This is a genomic window from Pseudomonas fluorescens group sp. PF-69 (assembly GCF_054481235.1).
This window is the reverse complement of record NZ_JBTMNC010000001.1, coordinates 1,344,284-1,364,918: the sequence shown is the minus strand read 5'-3', so window position 1 is coordinate 1,364,918 and position 20,635 is coordinate 1,344,284. Positions and strand designations below refer to the sequence as shown.

20 protein-coding genes are annotated in these 20,635 nt (G+C 61.0%); 7 read left to right on the top strand and 13 right to left on the bottom strand.

The genetic code is table 11. From position 1 onward, the window contains the following. Positions 1–41 precede the first annotated feature (41 nt). Both hslO and ACX3YF_RS06160 read left to right on the top strand, forming a co-directional pair. Positions 42–944 (top strand): Hsp33 family molecular chaperone HslO, encoded by a 903-nt coding sequence (hslO, locus tag ACX3YF_RS06165; RefSeq protein WP_458973544.1) that lies wholly within the window; start codon positions 42–44, stop codon positions 942–944. 179 nt (positions 945–1,123) lie between these two features. Beyond that, a complete protein-coding gene (locus tag ACX3YF_RS06160) occupies positions 1,124–2,665 on the top strand; it encodes a phosphoenolpyruvate carboxykinase (RefSeq protein WP_130208431.1) in 1,542 nt (513 codons plus the stop codon). Between the two features lie 149 nt (positions 2,666–2,814). Here the strand turns inward: ACX3YF_RS06160 and ACX3YF_RS06155 are convergent, their stop codons facing one another. From ACX3YF_RS06155 to ACX3YF_RS06135, 5 genes are all read right to left on the bottom strand, one after another. Further along, positions 2,815–3,168, bottom strand: coding sequence for a DUF1493 family protein (locus ACX3YF_RS06155; protein ID WP_454837652.1), 354 nt, complete (start codon positions 3,166–3,168; stop codon positions 2,815–2,817). After that, positions 3,165–4,442, bottom strand: a complete 1,278-nt coding sequence (locus ACX3YF_RS06150; protein ID WP_288101490.1) for a type II toxin-antitoxin system HipA family toxin — start codon at positions 4,440–4,442, stop codon at positions 3,165–3,167. Before ACX3YF_RS06150 ends, ACX3YF_RS06155 begins: the two co-directional genes overlap by 4 nt. After that, complete coding sequence (locus ACX3YF_RS06145) at positions 4,439–4,933, bottom strand: helix-turn-helix domain-containing protein (protein WP_288101492.1); 495 nt, start codon at positions 4,931–4,933, stop codon at positions 4,439–4,441. Before ACX3YF_RS06145 ends, ACX3YF_RS06150 begins: the two co-directional genes overlap by 4 nt. Before the next feature lie 184 nt (positions 4,934–5,117). Continuing rightward, positions 5,118–5,417 (bottom strand): hypothetical protein, encoded by a 300-nt coding sequence (locus tag ACX3YF_RS06140; protein ID WP_198132097.1) that lies wholly within the window; start codon positions 5,415–5,417, stop codon positions 5,118–5,120. 317 nt (positions 5,418–5,734) lie between these two features. After that, positions 5,735–6,088, bottom strand: a complete 354-nt coding sequence (locus tag ACX3YF_RS06135; RefSeq protein ID WP_448645568.1) for a hypothetical protein — start codon at positions 6,086–6,088, stop codon at positions 5,735–5,737. 467 nt (positions 6,089–6,555) lie between these two features. Here ACX3YF_RS06135 and ACX3YF_RS06130 point away from each other — a divergent pair, with 467 nt between their 5' ends. After that, positions 6,556–8,514 carry a RecQ family ATP-dependent DNA helicase gene (locus ACX3YF_RS06130; RefSeq protein WP_458973543.1) on the top strand — a complete coding sequence of 653 codons (1,959 nt, stop codon included), beginning with the start codon at positions 6,556–6,558 and terminating at the stop codon, positions 8,512–8,514. 48 nt (positions 8,515–8,562) lie between these two features. Beyond that, positions 8,563–8,982 carry an acyl-CoA thioesterase gene (locus ACX3YF_RS06125; protein WP_448645570.1) on the top strand — a complete coding sequence of 140 codons (420 nt, stop codon included), beginning with the start codon at positions 8,563–8,565 and terminating at the stop codon, positions 8,980–8,982. 69 nt (positions 8,983–9,051) lie between these two features. Here the strand turns inward: ACX3YF_RS06125 and ACX3YF_RS06120 are convergent, their stop codons facing one another. From ACX3YF_RS06120 to ACX3YF_RS06105, 4 genes are all read right to left on the bottom strand, one after another. Further along, positions 9,052–9,534, bottom strand: coding sequence for a glycine zipper domain-containing protein (locus ACX3YF_RS06120; protein WP_130208444.1), 483 nt, complete (start codon positions 9,532–9,534; stop codon positions 9,052–9,054). Positions 9,535–9,869: 335 nt separating this feature from the next. Continuing rightward, complete coding sequence (locus ACX3YF_RS06115) at positions 9,870–12,218, bottom strand: FdhF/YdeP family oxidoreductase (protein WP_458973542.1); 2,349 nt, start codon at positions 12,216–12,218, stop codon at positions 9,870–9,872. After that, on the bottom strand, positions 12,215–13,054 hold the full coding sequence (gene fdhD, locus ACX3YF_RS06110; RefSeq protein ID WP_130208448.1) for a formate dehydrogenase accessory sulfurtransferase FdhD: 840 nt from the start codon (positions 13,052–13,054) through the stop codon (positions 12,215–12,217). The genes ACX3YF_RS06115 and fdhD overlap by 4 nt, the downstream gene beginning before the upstream one ends. A gap of 92 nt (positions 13,055–13,146) precedes the next feature. Beyond that, the gene (locus ACX3YF_RS06105; RefSeq protein ID WP_458973541.1) at positions 13,147–14,034 is read right to left on the bottom strand and encodes a LysR family transcriptional regulator; all 888 of its coding nucleotides are present in this window, start codon (positions 14,032–14,034) and stop codon (positions 13,147–13,149) included. 146 nt (positions 14,035–14,180) lie between these two features. Between ACX3YF_RS06105 and lysM the strand changes: the two genes are divergently transcribed. Continuing rightward, positions 14,181–14,621: a peptidoglycan-binding protein LysM gene (gene lysM, locus ACX3YF_RS06100; protein ID WP_130208452.1), complete on the top strand. Its 441-nt coding sequence runs from the start codon at positions 14,181–14,183 to the stop codon at positions 14,619–14,621. A gap of 102 nt (positions 14,622–14,723) precedes the next feature. On the opposite strand, the gene yrfG is transcribed toward lysM, so the two are convergent. Next, positions 14,724–15,386 carry a GMP/IMP nucleotidase gene (gene yrfG, locus ACX3YF_RS06095; protein ID WP_130208454.1) on the bottom strand — a complete coding sequence of 221 codons (663 nt, stop codon included), beginning with the start codon at positions 15,384–15,386 and terminating at the stop codon, positions 14,724–14,726. A gap of 90 nt (positions 15,387–15,476) precedes the next feature. On the opposite strand from yrfG, the gene nudE reads away from it, so the two are divergent. Both nudE and cysQ read left to right on the top strand, forming a co-directional pair. Then, on the top strand, positions 15,477–16,043 hold the full coding sequence (nudE, locus tag ACX3YF_RS06090) for an ADP compounds hydrolase NudE (RefSeq protein ID WP_130208456.1): 567 nt from the start codon (positions 15,477–15,479) through the stop codon (positions 16,041–16,043). Beyond that, positions 16,040–16,867, top strand: a complete 828-nt coding sequence (cysQ, locus tag ACX3YF_RS06085; protein ID WP_130208458.1) for a 3'(2'),5'-bisphosphate nucleotidase CysQ — start codon at positions 16,040–16,042, stop codon at positions 16,865–16,867. The genes nudE and cysQ overlap by 4 nt, the downstream gene beginning before the upstream one ends. A gap of 66 nt (positions 16,868–16,933) precedes the next feature. Here cysQ and ACX3YF_RS06080 read toward each other — a convergent pair whose 3' ends face one another. From ACX3YF_RS06080 to ACX3YF_RS06070, 3 genes are read right to left on the bottom strand one after another with little or no spacing between them, the layout of a single operon-like run. Next, positions 16,934–17,389 (bottom strand): YiiD C-terminal domain-containing protein, encoded by a 456-nt coding sequence (locus ACX3YF_RS06080; RefSeq protein WP_458973540.1) that lies wholly within the window; start codon positions 17,387–17,389, stop codon positions 16,934–16,936. Between the two features lie 39 nt (positions 17,390–17,428). Continuing rightward, positions 17,429–18,823 (bottom strand): sigma-54-dependent transcriptional regulator, encoded by a 1,395-nt coding sequence (locus tag ACX3YF_RS06075; RefSeq protein ID WP_130208460.1) that lies wholly within the window; start codon positions 18,821–18,823, stop codon positions 17,429–17,431. Beyond that, on the bottom strand, positions 18,820–20,628 hold the full coding sequence (locus ACX3YF_RS06070) for a sensor histidine kinase (protein ID WP_448645573.1): 1,809 nt from the start codon (positions 20,626–20,628) through the stop codon (positions 18,820–18,822). The genes ACX3YF_RS06075 and ACX3YF_RS06070 overlap by 4 nt, the downstream gene beginning before the upstream one ends. Positions 20,629–20,635 lie beyond the last annotated feature (7 nt).

Below are 20,635 nucleotides of genomic sequence, written 5' to 3'. Positions count from 1 at the left end.
ATTTTGCCACTACTTTTGTCACCACTTCAGATACCAGACTTATGACCGACTTACCGGATAACGACTTCACCCAACGCTTCATCTTCGATGACAGCGACACCCGTGGCGAGATGGTTTCGCTAGAGCTCAGCTACGCTGAAGTCCTGGCCAAACACGCCTATCCGGAGCCGGTCGCGCAACTGATCGGCGAGTTGATGGCGGCTGCGGCGTTGCTGGTCGGCACATTGAAGTTCGATGGCTTGCTGATCCTTCAAGCCCGTTCCGAAGGTCCGATCCCGCTGCTGATGATCGAGTGCTCCAGTGAGCGCGACATTCGTGGCCTGGCACGTTACGAGGCGGACCGGATTGCTCCCGACGCAACCCTGGCCGACTTGATGCCGGATGGCTCGCTGACCCTGACCATTGACCCGAACCAGGGCCAGCGCTATCAGGGCGTCGTCGATCTGGATGGCGAAACGTTGTCCGACTGCTTCACCAACTACTTCGTGATGTCGCAGCAGATTGGCACCCGCATCAAGCTGTGCGCCGATGGCCGCCGCGCGCGTGGCCTGTTGCTGCAACAACTGCCCGCCGACCGTTTGAAGGACGAAGAAGAACGCGCCGCCAGCTGGCAGCACCTCACCGCGCTGGCCACCACCCTGACCGCCGATGAACTGCTGAGTCTGGACAACGAAACCGTGCTGCATCGCCTCTACCATGAAGAGCAGGTGCGTCTGTTCGATGTGCAGAGACTGCGCTTCCGTTGCAGCTGTTCGCGCGAACGTTCGGCCAATGCCCTGGTCAGTCTGGGCATGGAAGACGCGCAGAACCTGGTGATTGAACACGGTGGAAAAATCGAGATCGACTGCCAGTTCTGCAACCAGCAGTACCTGTTTGACGCCGCCGATGTCACTCAATTGTTCGCTGGTGCGGGTGTCGAGACGCCGTCAGATACCCGTCACTAAAACGGTTCAGCGCAGGTAAATTCACTGGTTTGTGCCGGAATAACGCCGTTACGACGGGAGGGCCCTACTATTTTTGGGCTTTTCTGGCATAATCCGGCCCACTTTTTTCGCGGTAGTAGTGCGCGACTTTCTACTACAAAACGTTTGGAGCACTCGGCCACTGGCCGACGGGGAACCTCATGACGCAAGCCAATAACGCCGTGTACACCGATCTGAGTGTTGATGATCTGGTAAAAGAAGCCCTCAACCGCGGTGAAGGCGAGCTTGCCGATACCGGCGCACTGGTTGTTCGTACCGGTCACCGTACCGGCCGTTCGCCAGTCGATCGTTTCATCGTTGATGAGCCGACCACCACAGGCGCCATCGCCTGGGGCCCGATCAACCGCAAGTTCCCGGCCGACAAGTTCGACGCCCTGTGGGCTCGCGTCGAGGCGTTCAACAACGCGCAAGAGCATTTCGTTTCCCACGTGCATGTAGGTGCCGACTCCGACCACTACCTGGCCGTGAAGATGACCACCCAGACTGCCTGGCAGAACCTGTTCGGTCGCTGCCTGTTCATCAACCCGGCCCAGTACAATCCGGCTGGCCGTGATGAGTGGCAAGTGCTCAACGTTGCCAACTTCGAATGCGTTCCAGAGCGTGATGGCACCAACTCCGATGGTTGCGTGATCCTCAACTTCGCTCAGAAGAAAGTGCTGATCGCTGGCATGCGCTACGCCGGTGAAATGAAGAAAGCCATGTTCTCGGTGCAGAACTTCCTGCTGCCGGCCGCCGACGTGCTGCCAATGCACTGTGCCGCCAACATCGGCGAAGAGGGCGACGTGACCCTGTTCTTCGGTCTGTCCGGCACCGGTAAAACCACCCTGTCCGCCGACGAAAGCCGTTACCTGATCGGTGACGACGAGCACGCGTGGGGCGAAGGCGTGGTGTTCAACATCGAAGGCGGTTGCTATGCCAAGTGCATCGACCTGTCCGAGAAGAACGAGCCGGTCATCTGGAAAGCCATCAAGCACGGCGCAGTGCTGGAAAACGTCGTCATCGATGACGCCAAGCACGCCGACTACGCCGATGTCAGCCTGACCCAGAACAGCCGCGCCGCTTACCCGCTGGAGCACGTTGCCAAGCGCTCCGAGAAAAACCTCGGTGGCGAGCCGAACGCTGTCATCTTCCTGACCTGCGACCTGACCGGCGTGCTGCCGCCAGTGTCGATCCTCAACGAAGAGCAAGCGGCCTACCACTTCCTGTCCGGCTACACCGCTCTGGTGGGTTCGACTGAAATGGGTTCGGGCAGCGGCATCAAGTCGACCTTCTCCACCTGCTTCGGCGCACCATTCTTCCCGCGTCCGGCTGGCGAATACGCAGAACTGCTGATCAAGCGCATCCGTGGCTTCGGCTCCAAGGTCTACCTGGTCAACACCGGCTGGACCGGCGGCGGCTACGGCGTCGGCAAGCGCTTCAACATCCCGACCACCCGTGCGGTGATCGCAGCGATCCAGAGCGGCGCGCTGATCGGCACCGAGACCGAGCACCTGAGCACCATCAACCTCGACGTGCCACTGGCCGTACCGGGCGTTGAGACTGGCCTGCTGAACCCACGCAACACCTGGGCTGACAAAGCCGCCTACGACGAAGCCGCCAAAGCACTGGCCGGCCTGTTCATCGAGAACTTCAAGAAGTTCGACGTGAGCGACGCGATCAAGGCTGCCGGTCCTCAGTTGTAAGCGTTGGTTTGATGCAATGAAAAAACCGCCCTTCGGGGCGGTTTTTTGTGGGCGTGATTCAGGTTTTCAGGTGCAGCACAAACGCCCTGACAAGCTCTTGCACCGTCACCACCGACCTGGCCGCTCCACAATGTCCATATCCGGGGACGTTACCGTCCTTCAAGCTCCTCGGTGTCCCAGCGTTGCGCCTTGATGGCGCGGTAGAGCATGCCGATGGTCAACGGCACCTTGTCGCCGCGACCCTTGGCTTTGCGCTTGAGGAATACATCGTAGCCGTCGGGCTGGAAATAGCGATAACTGTCGTAGTCCACGAAATCGATGGCGAACTGCTCTTCCAGGCTTTCGATCAAGTGCTGGGCATCCGCGCCGTTGCAGCCCAGGTCGAAATTGATCGAGGTGTCGAGGCTGATGGTTTTTCGTTCGGGCAGGCCGATTTCTTCGTGCAGCAGCTGCATGAGTTGCTGCATGAAGTGGTCGTCGGGAAAGTGGGGGGCGAGGTTCATTGCGTAGGTTCCGCCAATCGAAATGCAGGCGCCATATTGTCCTGCTCACGTTTTGATAGCCCCAATGCCTGCGCCAGCGTTGGCCATTGGCTGACAACGTCTTTGAAGCGGTCGATGATATTTTCTGCATCCGCACGACTGACCCGAAAATATTCCGCCACTTCTCGCGCCAACTCCAGATCCAGTGCGTTGTCGGCATCGCTGATGTTGAGTTTCAAACCGTCGGCATGGGCTACCGGGTTCATGTCATAGGCGGCAGACAAGCGCCATCCCCGACCCGGGTCGAGGATAAAGCCATGATTGCGCAGGTGATCGTCGGTATTGGAAACCAGAATGTTGAACACAATGCGAGACCATAGCTCCCGTAGGTCCGCGTTGGTTTGCGAGCCGTGTTCCATGAGCACTTCGGCCAACTCAAGGTAGCTTGCGCCGACTGAAGCATCGTCCCCGTCAACGCGATCAGTCAGGGTCATGGCCGAGGCAAAGTGCAGTCGGCCACCCCGTTCGGTGCGATCGAAGCGCTTGACCATGAAGCAGTGATGTTCACTGGCATAGCGTCGGGCGATACCGGTTGCGACGCGCAGGCCGCAGTGATTGGCCAGGGCATTGACCACCAGTTCCCAGGCGCCAACGTCATAGTCATCGCGGGTACTGGGGAACTTGGCGATCCACAAGTGACCGTGCTCGTCTGCAACGCTGGCCTTGGGGCGGGCACCACCGAGTGAGCCGCCCGGTGCGATCAACATTCTCAGCCACTCACGGCCATCGAGTGAGGTGTTGTCCGGATCGTTTTCCAAGGCTCGACTGGCTTGCTCCAGCGCCCGCAACTCAATGAAGGGCGGGGCGGCCACGCCATCGCGATCATCGAGAAAGTTGCCTTGGTCATTAAGCTTGTAGCGGATCGCACCGACCCGATAGAGGTCATGTACACCCAGCAGGAAATCTGATTCGTGGAGCTTGCTGCCCTTGGCAATCAAGCCGTCGCGGATATCCCGTTCCAGCCGCCGTTTCATCAACAGTTGGCCCCATCGATCCGGGCTTGAGTCAGCGAACACGCCAAACCGGCTTTGATGTTGTCCGGGAAACTGCCGACCTTCATAGAGGCTGATGCGAGGGTCCAGCGCTGTGAAGTTCAACTCGGGATCGTCCAGCGCAACCCTGTCGTACTCAAACTCGAAGACTTCTGTGGACCGGGTCTTTCGGGCATGCAGGAAACCGAGACGCCTGGGCCCATTCAAGGATTCCCAATCGGCATACACCGCAATCTGCGTCATTGTTCACCTGTCGTGGACTTGGTTTTTTTCTGGGTCAACAGACTGGAAAGAGAGTGGGTGTTGAAGGGGTAGTCAGCCAGCAGATCTTCCGCGGGGCTGGCGCTTTCAATGACTTCAGTCTCTTTTCCGGTTTTGGGAGGGGCTTTTTTAGCCACGCTGACTTTACGCGCCTGTCGGTTCGAGTCGTTGGATGAAGCGGCCCTGGGTTTCAGTTGTGCGTCCTGCAGTTGCCGCCCCACCTCATCGGTTGCCGCGAGTTTGTTCAGGTCTTTTTCAAGGCCCAGCACCTGCATGACGGACAGGTAGGCACCGATGGTCACGCCTGAACCACCGGATTCCAGAGAGCGCAAGGTTGTCAGTGACATGCCTGATCTCTCGGCGACTTGCTTGGCGGTGAGCTTGCGGCGCAGTCGTGCCAGTTTCAGTCGCTCCCCGAACTCGGCGAGCAATCGGGAAGCGGCGGGCAGGAGTGGCGCGGTCTTCTTGGCCATGTGCCAATATTCCTTCATTTTTTAGCCTTAACTGCCAGAATAATAGCACTTAAGTTAAGAAGCATCGCCTTGCCTTGAAGGCGCCGCACTGCATCAAATTTTCTGGGGGACCTCCTTTGTACTGCCATTATTCCAGCTGAAATTACGGTAAACAGCCAGAATAATGCCAGTTTTAGCAGTGATCTCAGGCTGGCGCTTTCCAGTTGAGCATGCGTTGCTGTGCGACCTTGAGCAGGTCACAGCCGTCCTGGGTCAGGAGGTACAGCGCGTGGGTGATGTGGGGGATGTCTTCGACATCGCCGTCGTGGAAGTTCTGGCAGTGCAGGGTTCGCAGCAGATCGCTGGAGGCCCGGATGCGCTGGAGGGCGGCTTCGAGGATGTCCTGGGGGTTGGCTTCGGTGTCGATGATCAGGGGTGGGGAGTCGGTGAGGTTGGTGTGGAGCGGGAGGTAGCGTTCGTTGGTGAATGGGTTCCATTTTTTCATGATGTGCAATCTCGTAAGTGTCAGAAGAAGCCACCGCCATCGTGACCAAACGACGGGAGGCGGACTGTGTTCAGGTTGGTCAACCGGTGAGATCACACGCTTACCCGGTACGTCCGAAGACGTCCCAAACACAGCCGCCATAAAGTGTGCTGACACAAAAAAGCGCCGGCAGCATACAACGGGTGCGTGCGTAGATCTAATTCGGGTGACCAAACCCGAGTCGCTGATTTGGTAGCGACAGTCCGGACTATAGGTTTGTGTCCCCCGCCGGCGATAGCCGACAAGTTGTCTTCTTTTGTAGGACCGTGCCGAAGCTTTCATAGGGCGTTGCTGACGGCGTTATCTGCTAAGCCAGCGCCTACAGAGAAGCCGGGTGGGACTTGGCCAGTGAGTTTCGGCAGGCGTTGCCGGGCGATGTCGAGCAGGTCGTTGCCGTCCTGGGTCAGCAGGTACAGCGCGCTGACGATGTTGGGAATGTCGCTGGCGTCGGCCTCTTTGAAACACAGGCAATACAGGGTTTCCAACAGGTCGCTGGCGGCGCGGATGCGTTGGCGGGCGGCGTCGAGGATCTCGACGGGATCGGCTTCGGTGTCGATCACCAGCACCGGGGTTTCGCTGTAGCGGGTTTTGAGCGGGCGATAGCGGTCGTTGAATGATTGGTGGTTGTTCATCGAGGTGCGTCCTGTGCGAAATCGGCAAGTGTGCCCCCAGGTTTTGTAGGGTCTTTACTGACTGTTGAGGAAGAAGCCTACGAGTTGGTGGCGGTTTTTTACTCTGAAACTGGCAGTGGTAAAAATACCTACGGCTTTATCAGTCGACGCGTCGAAATGCTCGGTAGAGGGTGCTTCAGAAACGGTAGGGTGTTTCCAGTTTTGTAGTGAATGGGCCGGCCTCTTCGCGGGCAAACCCGTTCCCACAGGTTTAGCATCGTCCTCAATTTTGTGAACGGCGGGGATCCTTGTGGGAGCGAGCTTGCTCGCGATGGCGCCCTGACAGTCGCTCCATTCCATAAGCCTTGCGATGCTGCCGAACCATCCGCTGTATCATCCCGTATCTTTTTTCGCCCCGACCTTTTCTCGACCCGCTGCAATCGCCGGCCAGGCTTTGCTCTTCGCAGCGGTCAACGGAGTGACAGCTTATGCACAACACCCTGGAACAGGTTTTCGGTTATCCACAGTTTCGGCCCGGCCAGGAGGCGGCGGTCAGCGCGGTGCTGGCGGGGCGCTCGGCGGCGGCGATTTTCCCCACGGGCTCTGGCAAGTCCCTGTGCTATCAGCTTTCGGCCGTCTTGCTGCCGCACCTGACACTGGTGGTCTCGCCATTGCTGGCATTGATGCAGGATCAACTGGCGTTCCTGCAGCGCCACGGCATAGCCGCAGGCAGTATCGATTCGGCCCAGAGCCGCGATGACGCCAGCGATGTGATGGCCCGGGCCAAATCCGGTGAATTGAAGATTTTGATGATCTCGGTGGAGCGTCTGAAAAACGAGCGCTTTCGCAACTTCTTGCAGCAGGTGCCGATCTCGCTGCTGGTGGTGGACGAGGCGCATTGCATCTCGGAGTGGGGCCACAACTTCCGCCCCGACTACCTCAAGCTTCCCGACTATCAGCGCCAGTTCAACATTCCTCAGGTGTTGCTACTGACGGCGACAGCGACGCCCAAGGTGATCGCCGACATGCAGGCCAAATTCGCCATCGCACCCGAGGACGTGGTGACCACCGGTTTCTATCGGCCGAACCTCAATCTGCTGGTGGAACCGGTGCGCGGGCAGGACAAGCGCCGACGTCTCGTCGAGTGGATGAGCCAGCGTCCCGACCAGCCGAGCATCGTCTACGTCACCCTGCAGAAAACCGCCGAACAGATCGCCGAGCACCTGAGCCGCAATGGCATTCAGGCCGAGGCCTATCACGCCGGGTTGCCCCATGAACAACGCGAAGCGATCCAGAAGCGCTTCATGGGCGGGCAGTCCAATTGCATCGTTGCCACCATCGCGTTCGGCATGGGCATCGACAAGAGCGACATCCGCAACGTGGTGCATTTCGACCTGCCCAAATCCATCGAAAACTACAGCCAGGAAATCGGCCGTGCCGGGCGTGACGGACAGCCCTCCAACTGCCTGGTCCTGGCCAACCGCGACAGCCTCAACGTGCTGGAAAACTTTGTCTATGGCGACACCCCGGAGCTGGACGGCATCCGCTGCGTGCTCGACGAAATGCAGGCCGCCGCGCCCGAGGGGCAATGGGAGTTTTTGCTGGGGCCTTTGGCGGATCAGAGCAACATTCGCCAACTGCCGCTCAAGACCTTGCTGGTGCAGCTGGAACTGCGTGGCCTGATCGCCCCGCGTTACGCCTACTACGCCGAATACCGATTCAAGTATTTGTTGGAGCCCGAGGCGTTGCTGGCGCGTTTCGAGGGCGAGCGCAGGGATTTCGTCGCGGCGATCATCCAGACCTCCAGCCGCGCACGGACCTGGGCCACGGTGAATTTCGAGGCGCTGTATCAGCAACATCAGGCCGAGCGCAGCCGGGTGGTCAAGGCGCTGGATTACTTCCAGGAGAAGGGCTGGGTCGAGCTGGAAAGCAAGCAGATGACCGAGGTCTATAGCCTGCTGCAAACCGGTTTCGATAGCGTCGCGTTGAGTGAGGAACTGCACGGGTATTTCACCCGGCATGAACAAACCGAAATCGCGCGGATTCACGCCATGCTGGACCTGTTCGCTACCGAGCATTGCCTGGGCTATCGCCTGGCCGAGTATTTCGGCGACACCAACGCCCCCACGCAATGCGGACATTGCTCGGTGTGTCACGGGCAGGTGGCGCGATTGCCGGAGCCACCGCCATTGCAGGCGCTTGTGGATAAAAACTTCGAGGCCTTGTGTGGGGACTTTATCCACAGGCATCAACAGCACACGGGCGGTGCGCCATCGGCGGAGCGGGTGACGCGGTTTCTGTGCGGGATCAGCGTACCGCTGTTCACCAAACTCAAGGCGCGGGCGATCTCGGGGTTTGCGGTGCTTGAGGATTATCCCTACGCCGAGGTACGTGGGTGGGCTGAACAGCATCTGGCAAGCGCGGTGTTTCCCGACGATGCTTCGTGACACGGTTTTCGACGTAGACTGGCAGCCCGACTCCAGGAGCCCACGCTGATGCCTCAACGTTCCGATTACCCGCATTTCCAACCCGTCACCACGCGCTGGCACGACAACGATGCCTACGGTCACGTGAATAACGTGACCTACTACAGCTTCTTCGATACGGCGGTGAACACCTACCTGATCGAGGTCGGCGGGCTGGACATCCACGATGGCGAGGTGGTGGGCTTCGTGGTGAGCTCGGCCTGTGATTACTTTGCTTCCATTGCTTTCCCGGACCGCATCGAGATCGGCTTGCGGGTAGGCAAGTTGGGCAACAGTTCGGTGCAGTATGAGCTGGCAGTGTTCAAGGCCGGGGAAGACGAAGCCTGTGCGGCGGGGCGCTTCGTGCATGTGTTTGTGGATCGTGCGTCAAATCAGCCGGTCGCTATTCCCGGGCAGTTGCGCGCAGCACTGGAGCGCCTGGTGGTTTAGACAGGCAAAAAAAATCGCAGCCCTTGGGCTGCGATTTTTTAAGTACCGGCTGACGAGGCGATCGAGGCCTCAGTCGCGATAATATCTGTGGTGCTTGCGATGGCCGTAGGCATGGCCGCGACCAGGGTGCCCGTGACGGTAGTAACGGCGATCATCATGGCCACGATAGGAGCGACGATCGTCTTCCTCTTCGCTCTTGTTGCCCATGTAGTTACCCAGCGCGCCACCTGCGCCGCCACCTGCTGCGGAGCCGATCAGGCTGCCGGTGGTGCCGCCCATGCTGCGGCCGACCACGTTACCGCCTGCTGCGCCCAGTGCACCACCGATGGCGGCTTCACCACGGCTGTGTTTGTCTGCGCCGACTGCGCTACCACCCGCGCCGCCCAGGGCCGCGCCAATGGTGGAACCTGTATTGCCGCCTAACGACTGACCGACGACTGAGCCCAGAACCCCGCCCAATGCGCCGCCCACACCTGCTTCGGTGGTGCCGCCAGCGGAGGCGAAGCCACTGACCAGGCCAAGGGACAACAAGAGAATCGAGGAGAACTTCATAGAGGAACCTCAAGGGGATGACGGCGCGATCCTGAGGCTGTGTCAGGGGTGTGACAATCGAAATCCGACGAGTAACACGACTTGCGCACATTTCGATAAGTTACTGTTTTTTGGGCGGAACTTAACGGTTTTTGGCCGGTCTGTAGCTACTTGGCAATGGCCGTTTTTGAGAAAAAGCGGCCTTTTTTGTGGGCGATTGGAAAGTGATTGTCCCTCAATATTTGTTGTCTGTGATGGCGCCATCGCGAGCAGGCTCGCTCCCACAATGGATCTGTGTTGAACACAAAAGCCGGTGGGAGCGAGCTTGCTCGCGATAGTGCTGGACCAGACGCCGCTTAAGCCGACCTGGCCATGATCAACCCGGTCTCGCTCGCCGCTTCCAGGCGGATGGCGACGAACTTCGACGTTGGCGTATGGCTGCCATCCCCGGTGCTTTCCAGCGGCACCAGCGGGTTCACTTCCGGATAGTAGGCGGCCGCCTGCCCGGCCGGGATATCAAACGCCAGCAGGGTAAAGCCTTTTACCCGACGCTCCAGGCCGTCATCCCAGATCGATACGATGTCAGCCTTCTGCCCCGGCTTGAAGCCCAGGCGAATGATGTCGGCTTCGTTGACGAACAACACGTCACGCTGGCCTTTCACCCCGCGATAGCGGTCATTGAGCCCATAGATCGTGGTGTTGTACTGATCGTGGGAGCGCATCGATTGAAGGATGAGGTCCGGCCGTACGCCGGTGGCGCGGGTGCGCTCGTGCACCAGGTCCCTGGGCAAAGCGTTCGGACGGAAATTGGCCCGGCCCGACGCGGTGTTCCACTTGCGCGCACCGGCGCTGTTGCCGAGGTAGAACCCACCAGGATGCTTGATTCTCTCGTTGAAGTCCTTGAAGCCGGGGATGGTGTCGGCAATCAGGTCGCGGATGCGCCTGTAGTCCGCTACCAGCCAGTTCCAGTCCACCGGGTGGTTGCCCAGCGTGGCTGCCGCGATGCCGGCCAGAATCGCCGGCTCGGAGCGCATCTGGTTCGACAGCGGCTCCAATTGGCCGTTGGAGGCGTGGACCATGCTGAACGAGTCTTCGACGGTCACCGCTTGGGGGCCTTCGATTTGTCGGTCGATATCGGTCCGGCCCAGGCACGGCAAGATCAGCGCGTCCTTGCCGTGGGCCAGATGGCTGCGATTGAGCTTGGTGCTGATCTGCACGGTCAGGTCGCAATTGCTCAGGGCCTGGAAGGTCCTTGGGCTGTCGGGGGTGGCTTGGGCGAAGTTGCCGCCCAGGGCCATGAATACTTTGGCGCGGCCTTCGGCCATGGCGTGAATCGCCTCGACCACGTTGTGACCGTTTTCACGTGGCACTTTGAATGGGAAACGACGCTCCAGCGCATCGAGGAACGCCACCGGCGGGCGCTCGTTGATGCCCATGGTCCGATCGCCCTGCACGTTACTGTGGCCACGCACCGGGCACAGGCCCGCGCCCGGTCGCCCGATGTTGCCGCGCAGCAGCATCATGTTGGCGATTTCCTGGATGGTCGCCACCGAATGGCGATGCTGGGTGATGCCCATGGCCCAGCACATGATGACGTTCTTGCCCTTGGCGTACATGCGCGCGGCTTGCTCGATTTCCACCAGGGGCAGGCCGGACTGCTCGACGATCTGCTCCCACGGGGTGTCGTCAATGACGGCCAGGTAATCCAGCACGTTGACGCTGTGTTCGTTGAGGAAATCGTGATCGAACACGGCAGGTTCACCGGCCTTCTGCGCGTCGCGCTCCCACTGCAACAGGAACTTGGCCATGCCCCGCATGATCGCCATGTCGCCGCCCAGTGCCGGGCGGAAGTACGCGGTGTTGGTCGGCTTGTCGCCGTTGGTGAGCATTTCGATCGGGTGTTGCGGGTGCTGGAAGCGTTCCAGGCCCCGTTCCTTGAGCGGGTTGATACACACCACTTGAGCGCCACGTTTCACCGCATCGCGCAGCGGTTCGAGCATCCGTGGATGGTTGGTGCCGGGGTTCTGGCCCCAGACGAAAATGGCATCGGCGTGCTCAAAGTCATCGAAGGTCACGGTGCCCTTGCCGACGCCAACGCTCTGCGCCAACGCGACACCACTGGCCTCGTGGCACATGTTCGAGCAGTCGGGGAAGTTGTTGGTGCCGTAGGCGCGCACGAACAACTGATAGAGAAAAGCCGCTTCGTTGCTGGCACGTCCCGAGGTGTAGAACTCGGCTTGATCCGGGCTCGACAAGCCGCGCAGATGCTTGGCGATCAGGGCAAAGGCATCGTCCCAGCTGATGGGTTGGTAGCGATCGGTCTCGGCGTTGTAGCGCAACGGCTCGGTCAGGCGACCCTGGTATTCAAGCCAGTAGTCGCTCTGCTCCAGCAACGAGGTGACGCTGTGTCTGGCGAAGAATTTGCCATCGACACGCCGTTTGGTCGCTTCCCAGTTCACCGCTTTGGCGCCGTTCTCGCAAAACGCCACCATGCCGCCTTCCAGCGAATCGCCCCAGGCGCAGCCGGGGCAGTCGAAGCCGCCGTTCTTGTTGGTCTTGAGCATCATGCGCAGGTTTTTCAGTGCGTTGTCACTGGTCAACCAGGCTTGGGCGACGCTGATCAGGGCGCCCCAGCCACCGGCGGGGCCTTTGTAGGGTTTGTAGCGAGGAACGGGTGTCTGGTCGGCTTGACGGTGTTGACTCACGCTTGATTCTCCAAAGCCGGGCTGTAGACCCGTGGCGCATTCTTTTGTGGCAAATGGATGAGATTGAGGTTGTGGCGACGGGCCCATTGCACGGCAAGGCCCGTGGGCGAGGACAGGCTGACCAGGGTCTGGATGCCGGCGCGCAGCACTTTCTGGATCAATTCGAGGCTGCAACGGCTGGTGACAATCGCCAGTCCGCCGCTGATCGGGATATTGCGACGGATCAGGCCGCCAATCAGTTTGTCGAGGGCGTTGTGTCGGCCGATGTCTTCGCGACCCAGCAACAATTGGCCCTGATCGTTCATGAACACCGCAGCGTGTACCGCACCGCAATACTGGCCCAGCGGCTGGAATTCACCGATGCGCTGGCGCAGGCCGTCGAGCCATTCGGCGGGCGGCAACGGTGCGCCGGGCAGCACCTGAAGGTCCGGCAATGCCTGTTCGACCGCTTCCACGCCGCAGAGCCCGCAACCGCTGGTGCCGGCCAGTTGCCGGCGCTGTTGCTTGAGGTTCCAGAACGCGCGGTTGGCAATGGTCACTTGCGCGTACTGCGCCGAACCGGAGCCGCTGAGTTGCAGGTCATAAATCTCGCCAGCGTCCTGGATGATGCCGCTGCCAAGGCTGAAACCGACGACGAAGTCTTCAAGGTCGGTCGGTGTCACCAGCATGACCGCCTGGCTGATGCCGTTGTAGGCAATCGCCAGCGCGACTTCCTCGGCCAACGCTGTGCTGGCCGATTCGGAGTATTGGAGGTTGCTGTAGCTGTAGGTCTGGCTGGCAGCGGGCTCGGGCGTTGTGGAGGCGGGCGCCGAGCAGTCAGGGCGCTTGGCGTTCATGGCATCACCGACGGTTTGATCAGCTTTAAGACTAGGCGCGACAACGTGTCGCGTCTAATTGCTATTACTGATCCACCGATAGATGGCGTCGATCAAGCCTTCTGTAGCGATTGCTGCAAAATCGCAAAACAAGCTTCCGCCAGCGCCGATCGTGGGGCGCTGCGCCGCATGATCAACCCTAGCCGGGCCAGGGTCTGGGCATCGTCGATGGGGTGCAGGCGCAGATGGTCGGTGAGCTGTTCAAAACCGCCATCCAGCGGCATCACGGCACAGCACAGACCACCGTGCACCGCCTGTAACAATTGATGCACCGCGTCGGTTTGCAGCAACGGTTGCGGCGTCAGGCCACGGATGTGGAAGTTGTGGTCGATGGACTGGCGAAAGTGCATGCCACTGGTGAGCATGCCCAGCGGCAGTTCGATCAACGATTCCCAACTCAGCGGCGCCTCGCCAAAGCTGAAGAACCGCTGATCGTAGAGCAGGCCCATGCGCGCTTCGCTGAACGTCAGCGACTCGAAGCGTTCGCTGTCCAGGCGTTCCAGATAAGAGACGCCGATATCCAGTCGATTGTTCGCCAGTTGTTCGAGGATCTGCTCGGAGCTCAACGCCGACAGTTCGAAGCGCAGGTTCGGGTGTTGCGCGTGCAGGTGTTGCAGCAGCGGCAGTGGATCGAAACTCGACAACGGCACCACGCCCAGGCGCAACGTACCGACCAGGTTGCCGCGACAGGCGGCGGCCTCGGCGTACAAGCCGTCGTAGGCGGCCAACACCGTGCGCGCCCAGGCCAGCACCCGCTCGCCGGGCGCGGTGAAGCCTTCGAAGCGCTGACCGCGATTGACCAGCGGCAAGTCGAGTTCTTCTTCGAGGTTGCGCAGGCGCATGGACAGGGTCGGCTGAGTGATGTGGCAGCGCGCGGCGGCCTGGCCGAAGTGGCGTGTTTCGTCGAGAGCGATGAGGAATTTCAGCTGCTTGATGTCCATCTTCGCTCCAGGGCGGCTCCAGGGGGTGAGCAGGTGGGGATTCTATCGCTCGGGGGAGGCGGCGTCATTGGTCGGGTTGGATCCACAAGCCACAGGGGTGGTCTAGGCTTTTGCGTCTGGAACCCGAACCCCAAGGAGAGTGCACCATGAGTCTTTTGAGCTTTGTTAAAGAAGCAGGCGAGAAACTGCTGGATTTACTGACGCCTGGCAACGCCAATGCCAGTGAGCAGTTGAAGGAACACATCAGCAAAGTTGGCCTGGGTAATCCCAACGTGCACGCGACAGTCGATGGCGACAAGGTCACCGTGACCGGTGAAGTGGCGAGTCAGGAAGAGAAAGAGAAGATCGTGCTGGCCGTAGGCAATATTGCCGGTGTCGGTAGCGTGGATGACCAGATTACTGTGACCGGTCCCGTCGTCGTGGCCGCCAAGTTTGTCGTGGTCGAGAAGGGTGACACGCTGAGCGCCATTTCCCTGCGCGTGTACGGCAATGCCAACCTGTACAACAAAATCTTCGAAGCCAACAAGCCGATGCTCAAGGATGTGAACAAGATCTATCCGGGGCAGTCGTTGCGGATTCCCGAGTAAGGCTTTAGCCAGTGTGATGGCCACCGCGGGCAAGCCGCGCTCCCACAGGTTTTACGCAATCCTGTGGGAGCGTGGCTTGCCCGCGATGCAGGCGCCTCGGTCTCAGAGGCCTTCGATGAGCGACCGATAATCCTCCACCGCCGCAAACTCTACCGTGTCCTTCGGCCCCTTTCGGCTGTCCGGCTCTTTCACCGCCAGCAAATGCGCCACACCGAACTCCCGGGCACTGCGCAGGATCGGCAGGGTGTCGTCGATGAACAGGCTGCGTGCCGGGTCGAAGTCGATGTCTGCCTGCAACGCCTCCCAGAACTGCGGGTTTTCCTTGGGGAAACCGTAGTCGTGGGAGCTGATCAAGCGTTCGAAGTAGGGCGCCAGTTCGATTTTTTCCAGCTTCAATGACAGGGAGTCGCGGTGGGCATTGGTGATCAGCACCACGCGTTTACCCGCCCGTTTGATCGCCGCCAGGAAGGTGTCCGCATCCGGGCGCAGGGCGATCAGGTGCGCGGTTTCCAGTTTCAATTCGCGCACTGGCAGCTTGAGTTCGGCACTCCAGAAATCCAGGCAGTACCACTGCAACAGACCGGCATTGCGTTCGAACAGCGGTTGCAGTTCCAGCTCGGCCATGGCCCGGCTGACCCCATGCAGGTCGGCATAACGCTGGGGCAGGTGCTCCAGCCAGAAATGGTTGTCGAAGTGCAGATCCAGCAGCGTGCCGTCCATGTCCAGCAGAACGGTGTCGATGTCGTGCCAGGGCAGCAGGGGCATAAAAAACTTCTCCAGCGGTAAAAAAGGTATCCGAAGACAACAATCAGGATAGGCCGGGTATAGTAACCCGCTATTGTCCAGGAGCCGCTCATGCGCCAGAAACCCACCGTCCTCGCCCGCGAGATCGTCGCCACCAGCCGTTTGTTCTGTGTCGAAGAACTGAAGTTGCGCTTTTCCAACGGCGTGGAGCGCACTTATGAGCGATTGGTCGGCAAGGGCGCCGGGTATGGCGCGGTGATGGTCGTGGCGATGCTCGACGCCGAGCATGCGGTGCTGGTCGAAGAGTATTGCGGCGGCACCGATGCCTACGAACTGTCGCTGCCCAAAGGCTTGATCGAGCCGGGTGAAGACGTGCTGGCGGCGGCCGAGCGGGAGCTCAAGGAGGAGGCTGGTTTTGGTGCGCGGCAATTGGAGCATCTGACCGAGTTGTCGTTGTCGCCTGGTTACATGAGCCAGAAAATCCAGGTGGTGCTGGCCACGGACCTCTATGAAGAACGTCTGGAGGGTGACGAGCCGGAGCCGATGGGCCAGAGCAAGGTCAACCTGCGCGAGCTGTCCGCCCTGGTGCAGAACCCACAGTTCACTGAGGGGCGAGCCTTGGCGGCGCTCTACCTGGCCCGTGACTTACTGACTCAACGCGGAGTGTTCCTGCCATGAATTTCCCTCATCCATTGATGGCGCCGGTGGTCGAACTGGCGTTGCAGGCGGGCGAAGCGATCCTGCCGTTCTGGCGCACAGGCACGGCGGTGACGACCAAGGCCGACGACTCTCCGGTGACCGCTGCCGATCTGGCGGCCCATCACTTGATTCTGGCCGGCCTGACGGCACTCGATCCGAGCATCCCGGTGCTGTCCGAAGAGGACGCCAACATCCCCCGGAGCGTGCGCGCCGGGTGGCAGCGCTGGTGGCTGGTCGATCCGCTGGACGGGACCAAAGAGTTCATTTCCGGCAGTGAAGAGTTCACTGTCAACATCGCCCTGATCGAGCAAGGGCGCGTGGTGTTTGGTGTGGTGTCGATGCCGACCAATGGTCGCTTTTACGTAGGCGGTGCCGGGTTGGGCGCGTGGCGTGGTGACAGGGGCGCAGCGCCGCTGCCGATTCAGGTTCGCGAAGTGCCGCCGGCGGGTGCGCCGTTCACAGTAGTCGCCAGCCGTCGCCATTCCAGCCCTGAGCAAGAACGTTTGCTGGCCGGGTTGAGCGCCAGTCTGGGTGAGTTGGAACTGGCCAATATCGGCAGTTCATTGAAGTTTTGCCTGTTGGCCGAAGGGGTGGCGGATTGTTATCCGCGCCTGGCACCCACCTCGCAGTGGGACACGGCGGCCGCGCAAGGCGTGCTGGAAGGGGCAGGTGGTGAGGTGCTGGAGCTCAGCGGTGTGCCTTTCAGCTATCCGGCCCGGGAATCGTTGTTGAATGAGTTCTTTTTGGCACTGCCGGCGAAGGCGGCGTGGCGGGAGAAATTGCTGGAGCTGGCCCGCTCCTGACGTTTTATGAGATCTGTGGCGAGGGAGCATGCTCCCTCGCCACAGGGTTTTGCATTGTCCTCACGTTCAGCGGTGCAGCACGTACTGCCCGGTGAACGTCACGGCATCTTCCTCGCTTCCCGCATTCACGACCCGGGTATGCAGTGTTAAACGCGCTCGGCCGTAACGCTGGTACATGGTCAGGAATTTCTTCCACACCGCTGCACTCGGCGCCTGGCAAATGGCGTTCGCATCGCCGGTCACAGGCAGCGGGTAGCAGATCTGCCCTTCCTGAATCACGATGTGCCCGTCTTCAATCCCTTCTTCTTTCAGGCGCAAATGCAGCCAGCCCCAGCCGGCCAGTACCGCGCCGCAATACAGGCTGCCGCCGAACATGGTGCTCTTGTGGTTGACGTTGGCGTCCAGCGGCAAATACAAGCGCAGCTGCTGATCGTGCCAGTCGAGCACTTTGAGGCCCATGTCCCGCGTGAGGGGGATGTCGTGATGGAGGACGGTTTCCAGGTAACGACTGTCGCGGTTCATGCGGGGCCTCATGTTTGAAGTGGATGATTTGACAGTGGGTCAATCGAGTTCGTCGGTGTGGCTGGAGACGCCGCTGTCGGCGAAGCTCAGGCCGTGCTTGCGCAGCTTGTCGTGCAAGGTCTTGCGTGGAATGCCCAAGGCTTCGGCGACGCTGCGCAGCGAACTGTGCGAGCGCGCCAGTTCGGCGGCGATCAGAGTTTTTTCGAAGTTTTCCACTTGTTCGCTCAGGCCACCACTGACCAGCGCCGGCGGCGCCCCGGCCGTATCTTGCAGCTCTGAGTTGTCCAGCGCCAGCTCCAGGCCGAGGGCGAAGCGTTCGGCGGCGTTTTGCAGTTCGCGCACGTTGCCGGGCCAGGTGTGACGCAACAGCTGCGCGCGTTGCCCGGGTTGCAGCTCGTGGGGCGGCAAGCCATGGCGGGCGCTGGCTTCATCGGCAAAATGCTGGAACAGCATCAAGGCATCTTCGCCGCGCTCGCGCAGGGGCGGAATACGCAGCGGTGCGACGTTCAGTCGGTAATACAAGTCGGCGCGAAAACGCCCTTGATCGGCGGACTGGCGCAGGTCTTCCTTGGTGGCGGCGATGATACGGATGTCCAGCGGGATCAGTTGATTGCCACCCAGGCGTTCGACCACCCGTTCTTGCAGCAAACGCAGCAATTTCACCTGCACATCCAGGCTCATGCTCTCGATTTCATCGAGGAACAGCGTGCCGCCGTTGGCGAATTCGAACTTGCCGATGCGACGCTTCTGCGCCCCCGTGAAGGCGCCCGGCTCGTGACCGAACAGCTCGCTTTCGACCACCGATTCGGCCAGTGCGCCGGCGTTGATCGCCACGAACGGACCGCTACGGCGATTGGACAGGTCATGCAACGCCCGCGCGACCACTTCCTTACCCGCCCCGGTTTCGCCAAGGATCAGTACGTCGGCTTTGGTCGCTGCCAGGGCCCCGATTTGTTCGCGCAGGCGCAGGATCGAGGGCGACTGCCCGACCAGGCGGGTGGTCAATTCATTGCGATCGCTCAGGGCCAGACGCAGGCTGCGGTTGTCCAGCACCAGTCGGCGCAAGGCCAGGGCGCGGCGCACACTGTCGAGCAGGGCGTCGCTGGCGAAAGGTTTTTCCAGGAAGTCGTAGGCGCCGGCGCGCATGGCTTGCACCGCCAGTGGCACGTCACCGTGACCGGTAATCAGCAGCACCGGCAACTCCGGGTCCTGGGCGTGGAGTTCAGTCAGCAGTTCCAGGCCGTCCATGCCCGGCATGCGGATATCGCTGACCACAACGCCCGGCCAGTCGCGTTCCAGCTGTGCGGCCAGACCCTTGGCTTCGGCCAGCGGCAGGATTTTCAGGCCGGCCAGATCCAGCGTCTGGCTCAAGGCCTGGCGCAGGTGGGGATCGTCGTCGATCAACACGACCTGGATGCGGTTGTCGATGGTCATGCACTTCGGTCCTCGGACGGTTGCAGGCTCACACCCGGTGCGCCTGCGCGCAGCTTCAGGGTAATCAATGCGCCACCTTCCTTGTGGTTGGCGAACGACAGTTCACCGCCAAAGGCGCGCATCAGGGTTTCGCAGATCGCCAGCCCCAACCCCAGGCCCTGGGTGCGGGTCTTGGTGGTATAGAAGGGCTCGCTGGCGCGACCAAGGGCTTCCATGCAAAAGCCGGGGCCGTTGTCGCGAATGTACAGGTGGACGCCGTCAGCGGTGGATTGGGCACTTAGCCAGAGTTTGCGCGGCGGGCCTTTTTCCGTCAGGGCGTCCAAGGCGTTGGCCAGCAGATTGCCGAGCACCTGGCGCAGGCGGGTTTCCCCGGCCTCGACCCACAGGGTGGCGGCGGGCAAATCGCGGATCAGTTCGACCTCCATGCTGCGCCGACGCTTGGCCAGCAACGCCAGGGCATCGTCCAGCGCCGGTTGCAGGGCGACGCTTTCCGGGGCGTGGCGATCACGGCGGGCAAAAGCGCGCAGGTGCGCGATGATCGAGGCCATGCGCCCGGTCAATTCGCTGATCAGCTTGAGGTTGCCCCGCGCATCGTCGGTGCGCTGGTGATCGAGCAGAACTTCAGCGTTTTCCGCGTAGCTTCGAATCGCGGCCAGCGGTTGGTTGAGTTCGTGGCTGATGCTCGCCGACATCGTGCCCAGCGCCGACAGTTTGCCGGCCTGCACCAGATCGTCCTGGGCGCGCACCAGTTCCTGCTGGGCCTGTTCGCGCTCCAGCACTTCCTGTTTGAGTCGACGGTTGAGGCCTTCCAGATCGCTGGTGCGCTCGGCGACCCGGGCTTCCAGTTCGCGTCGGGCCTTGGCTTCGAATGCGATTCGGTCGAGGTAATGGCGGCGGCGCTGCATCATCAGGCCGAGCAACAGCATCAGCACCAACAGCGTCGCGCCACCGATGGCGACGACCGTGCGCACCGGGCGGTCAATCAGGGTGCGCGGCGCGAGGATGCTGACGTCCCAGCCGGTTTCCGCGATCGACTGGGTCTGGGTCAGCCAGGCGTTGGGGTTGAGATTCAAGGGCTTGGGCTCGCGCGTCGGATAAGGCTGGATCGCGGTGATCGCCTTGCTCTCTTCATCGTTCAGCGGACGGGTCGCGCGAAAGCGCCATTCCGGTCGCGAGGTGATGATGACGACGCCGTTATGGTCGGTCAGCAGCAGCTGTTCCGGGGTTTTGCCCCACAGGCTTTCGGTGTGGTCGAGGTCAACCTTCACCACCAGTACGCCGATGATTTTCTCGCCCTCACGCACCGCCGCGGCGAAGAAGTAGCCGCGTTTGGCGGACGTGGTGCCCAGCCCGAAAAAGCGCCCGAGCCGGCCGGCCATGGCTTCGCTGAAGTACGGGCGGAAGGCAAAGTTACGGCCGACGAAGCTGTCGTGCTTGTCCCAGTTGGACGCGGCCAGGGTTTTGCCTGTGGTGTCCATCAGGTACATGACTTCGGCCCCGGTCTGGGCGCTGATGTTCTTCAGCAGACGGTTGGCATTGCCTTGGGTGACGCCGTCGTCCGGTGCACCGAGCACGGCGCGCAGGGCCGGCAGATCGCCGAGGATCTGCGGCAGTACCTCATAGCGATGCAGGGTGCCCAGCAGGTTGGCGACATAGAGATCGAGGGTCTGCCGGTTCTGGCTGGCCAGCTCGCTGCGGTAATAGCGCTCGGCCAGATGCTCCAGCGGCCACAACAACGGCGCCAGGCACAAGGCGAGCAGCGCCAGGCTGCGCCAGCGAGGTCTGCGGGGGAGGGTCGGGGTCATAAGCATC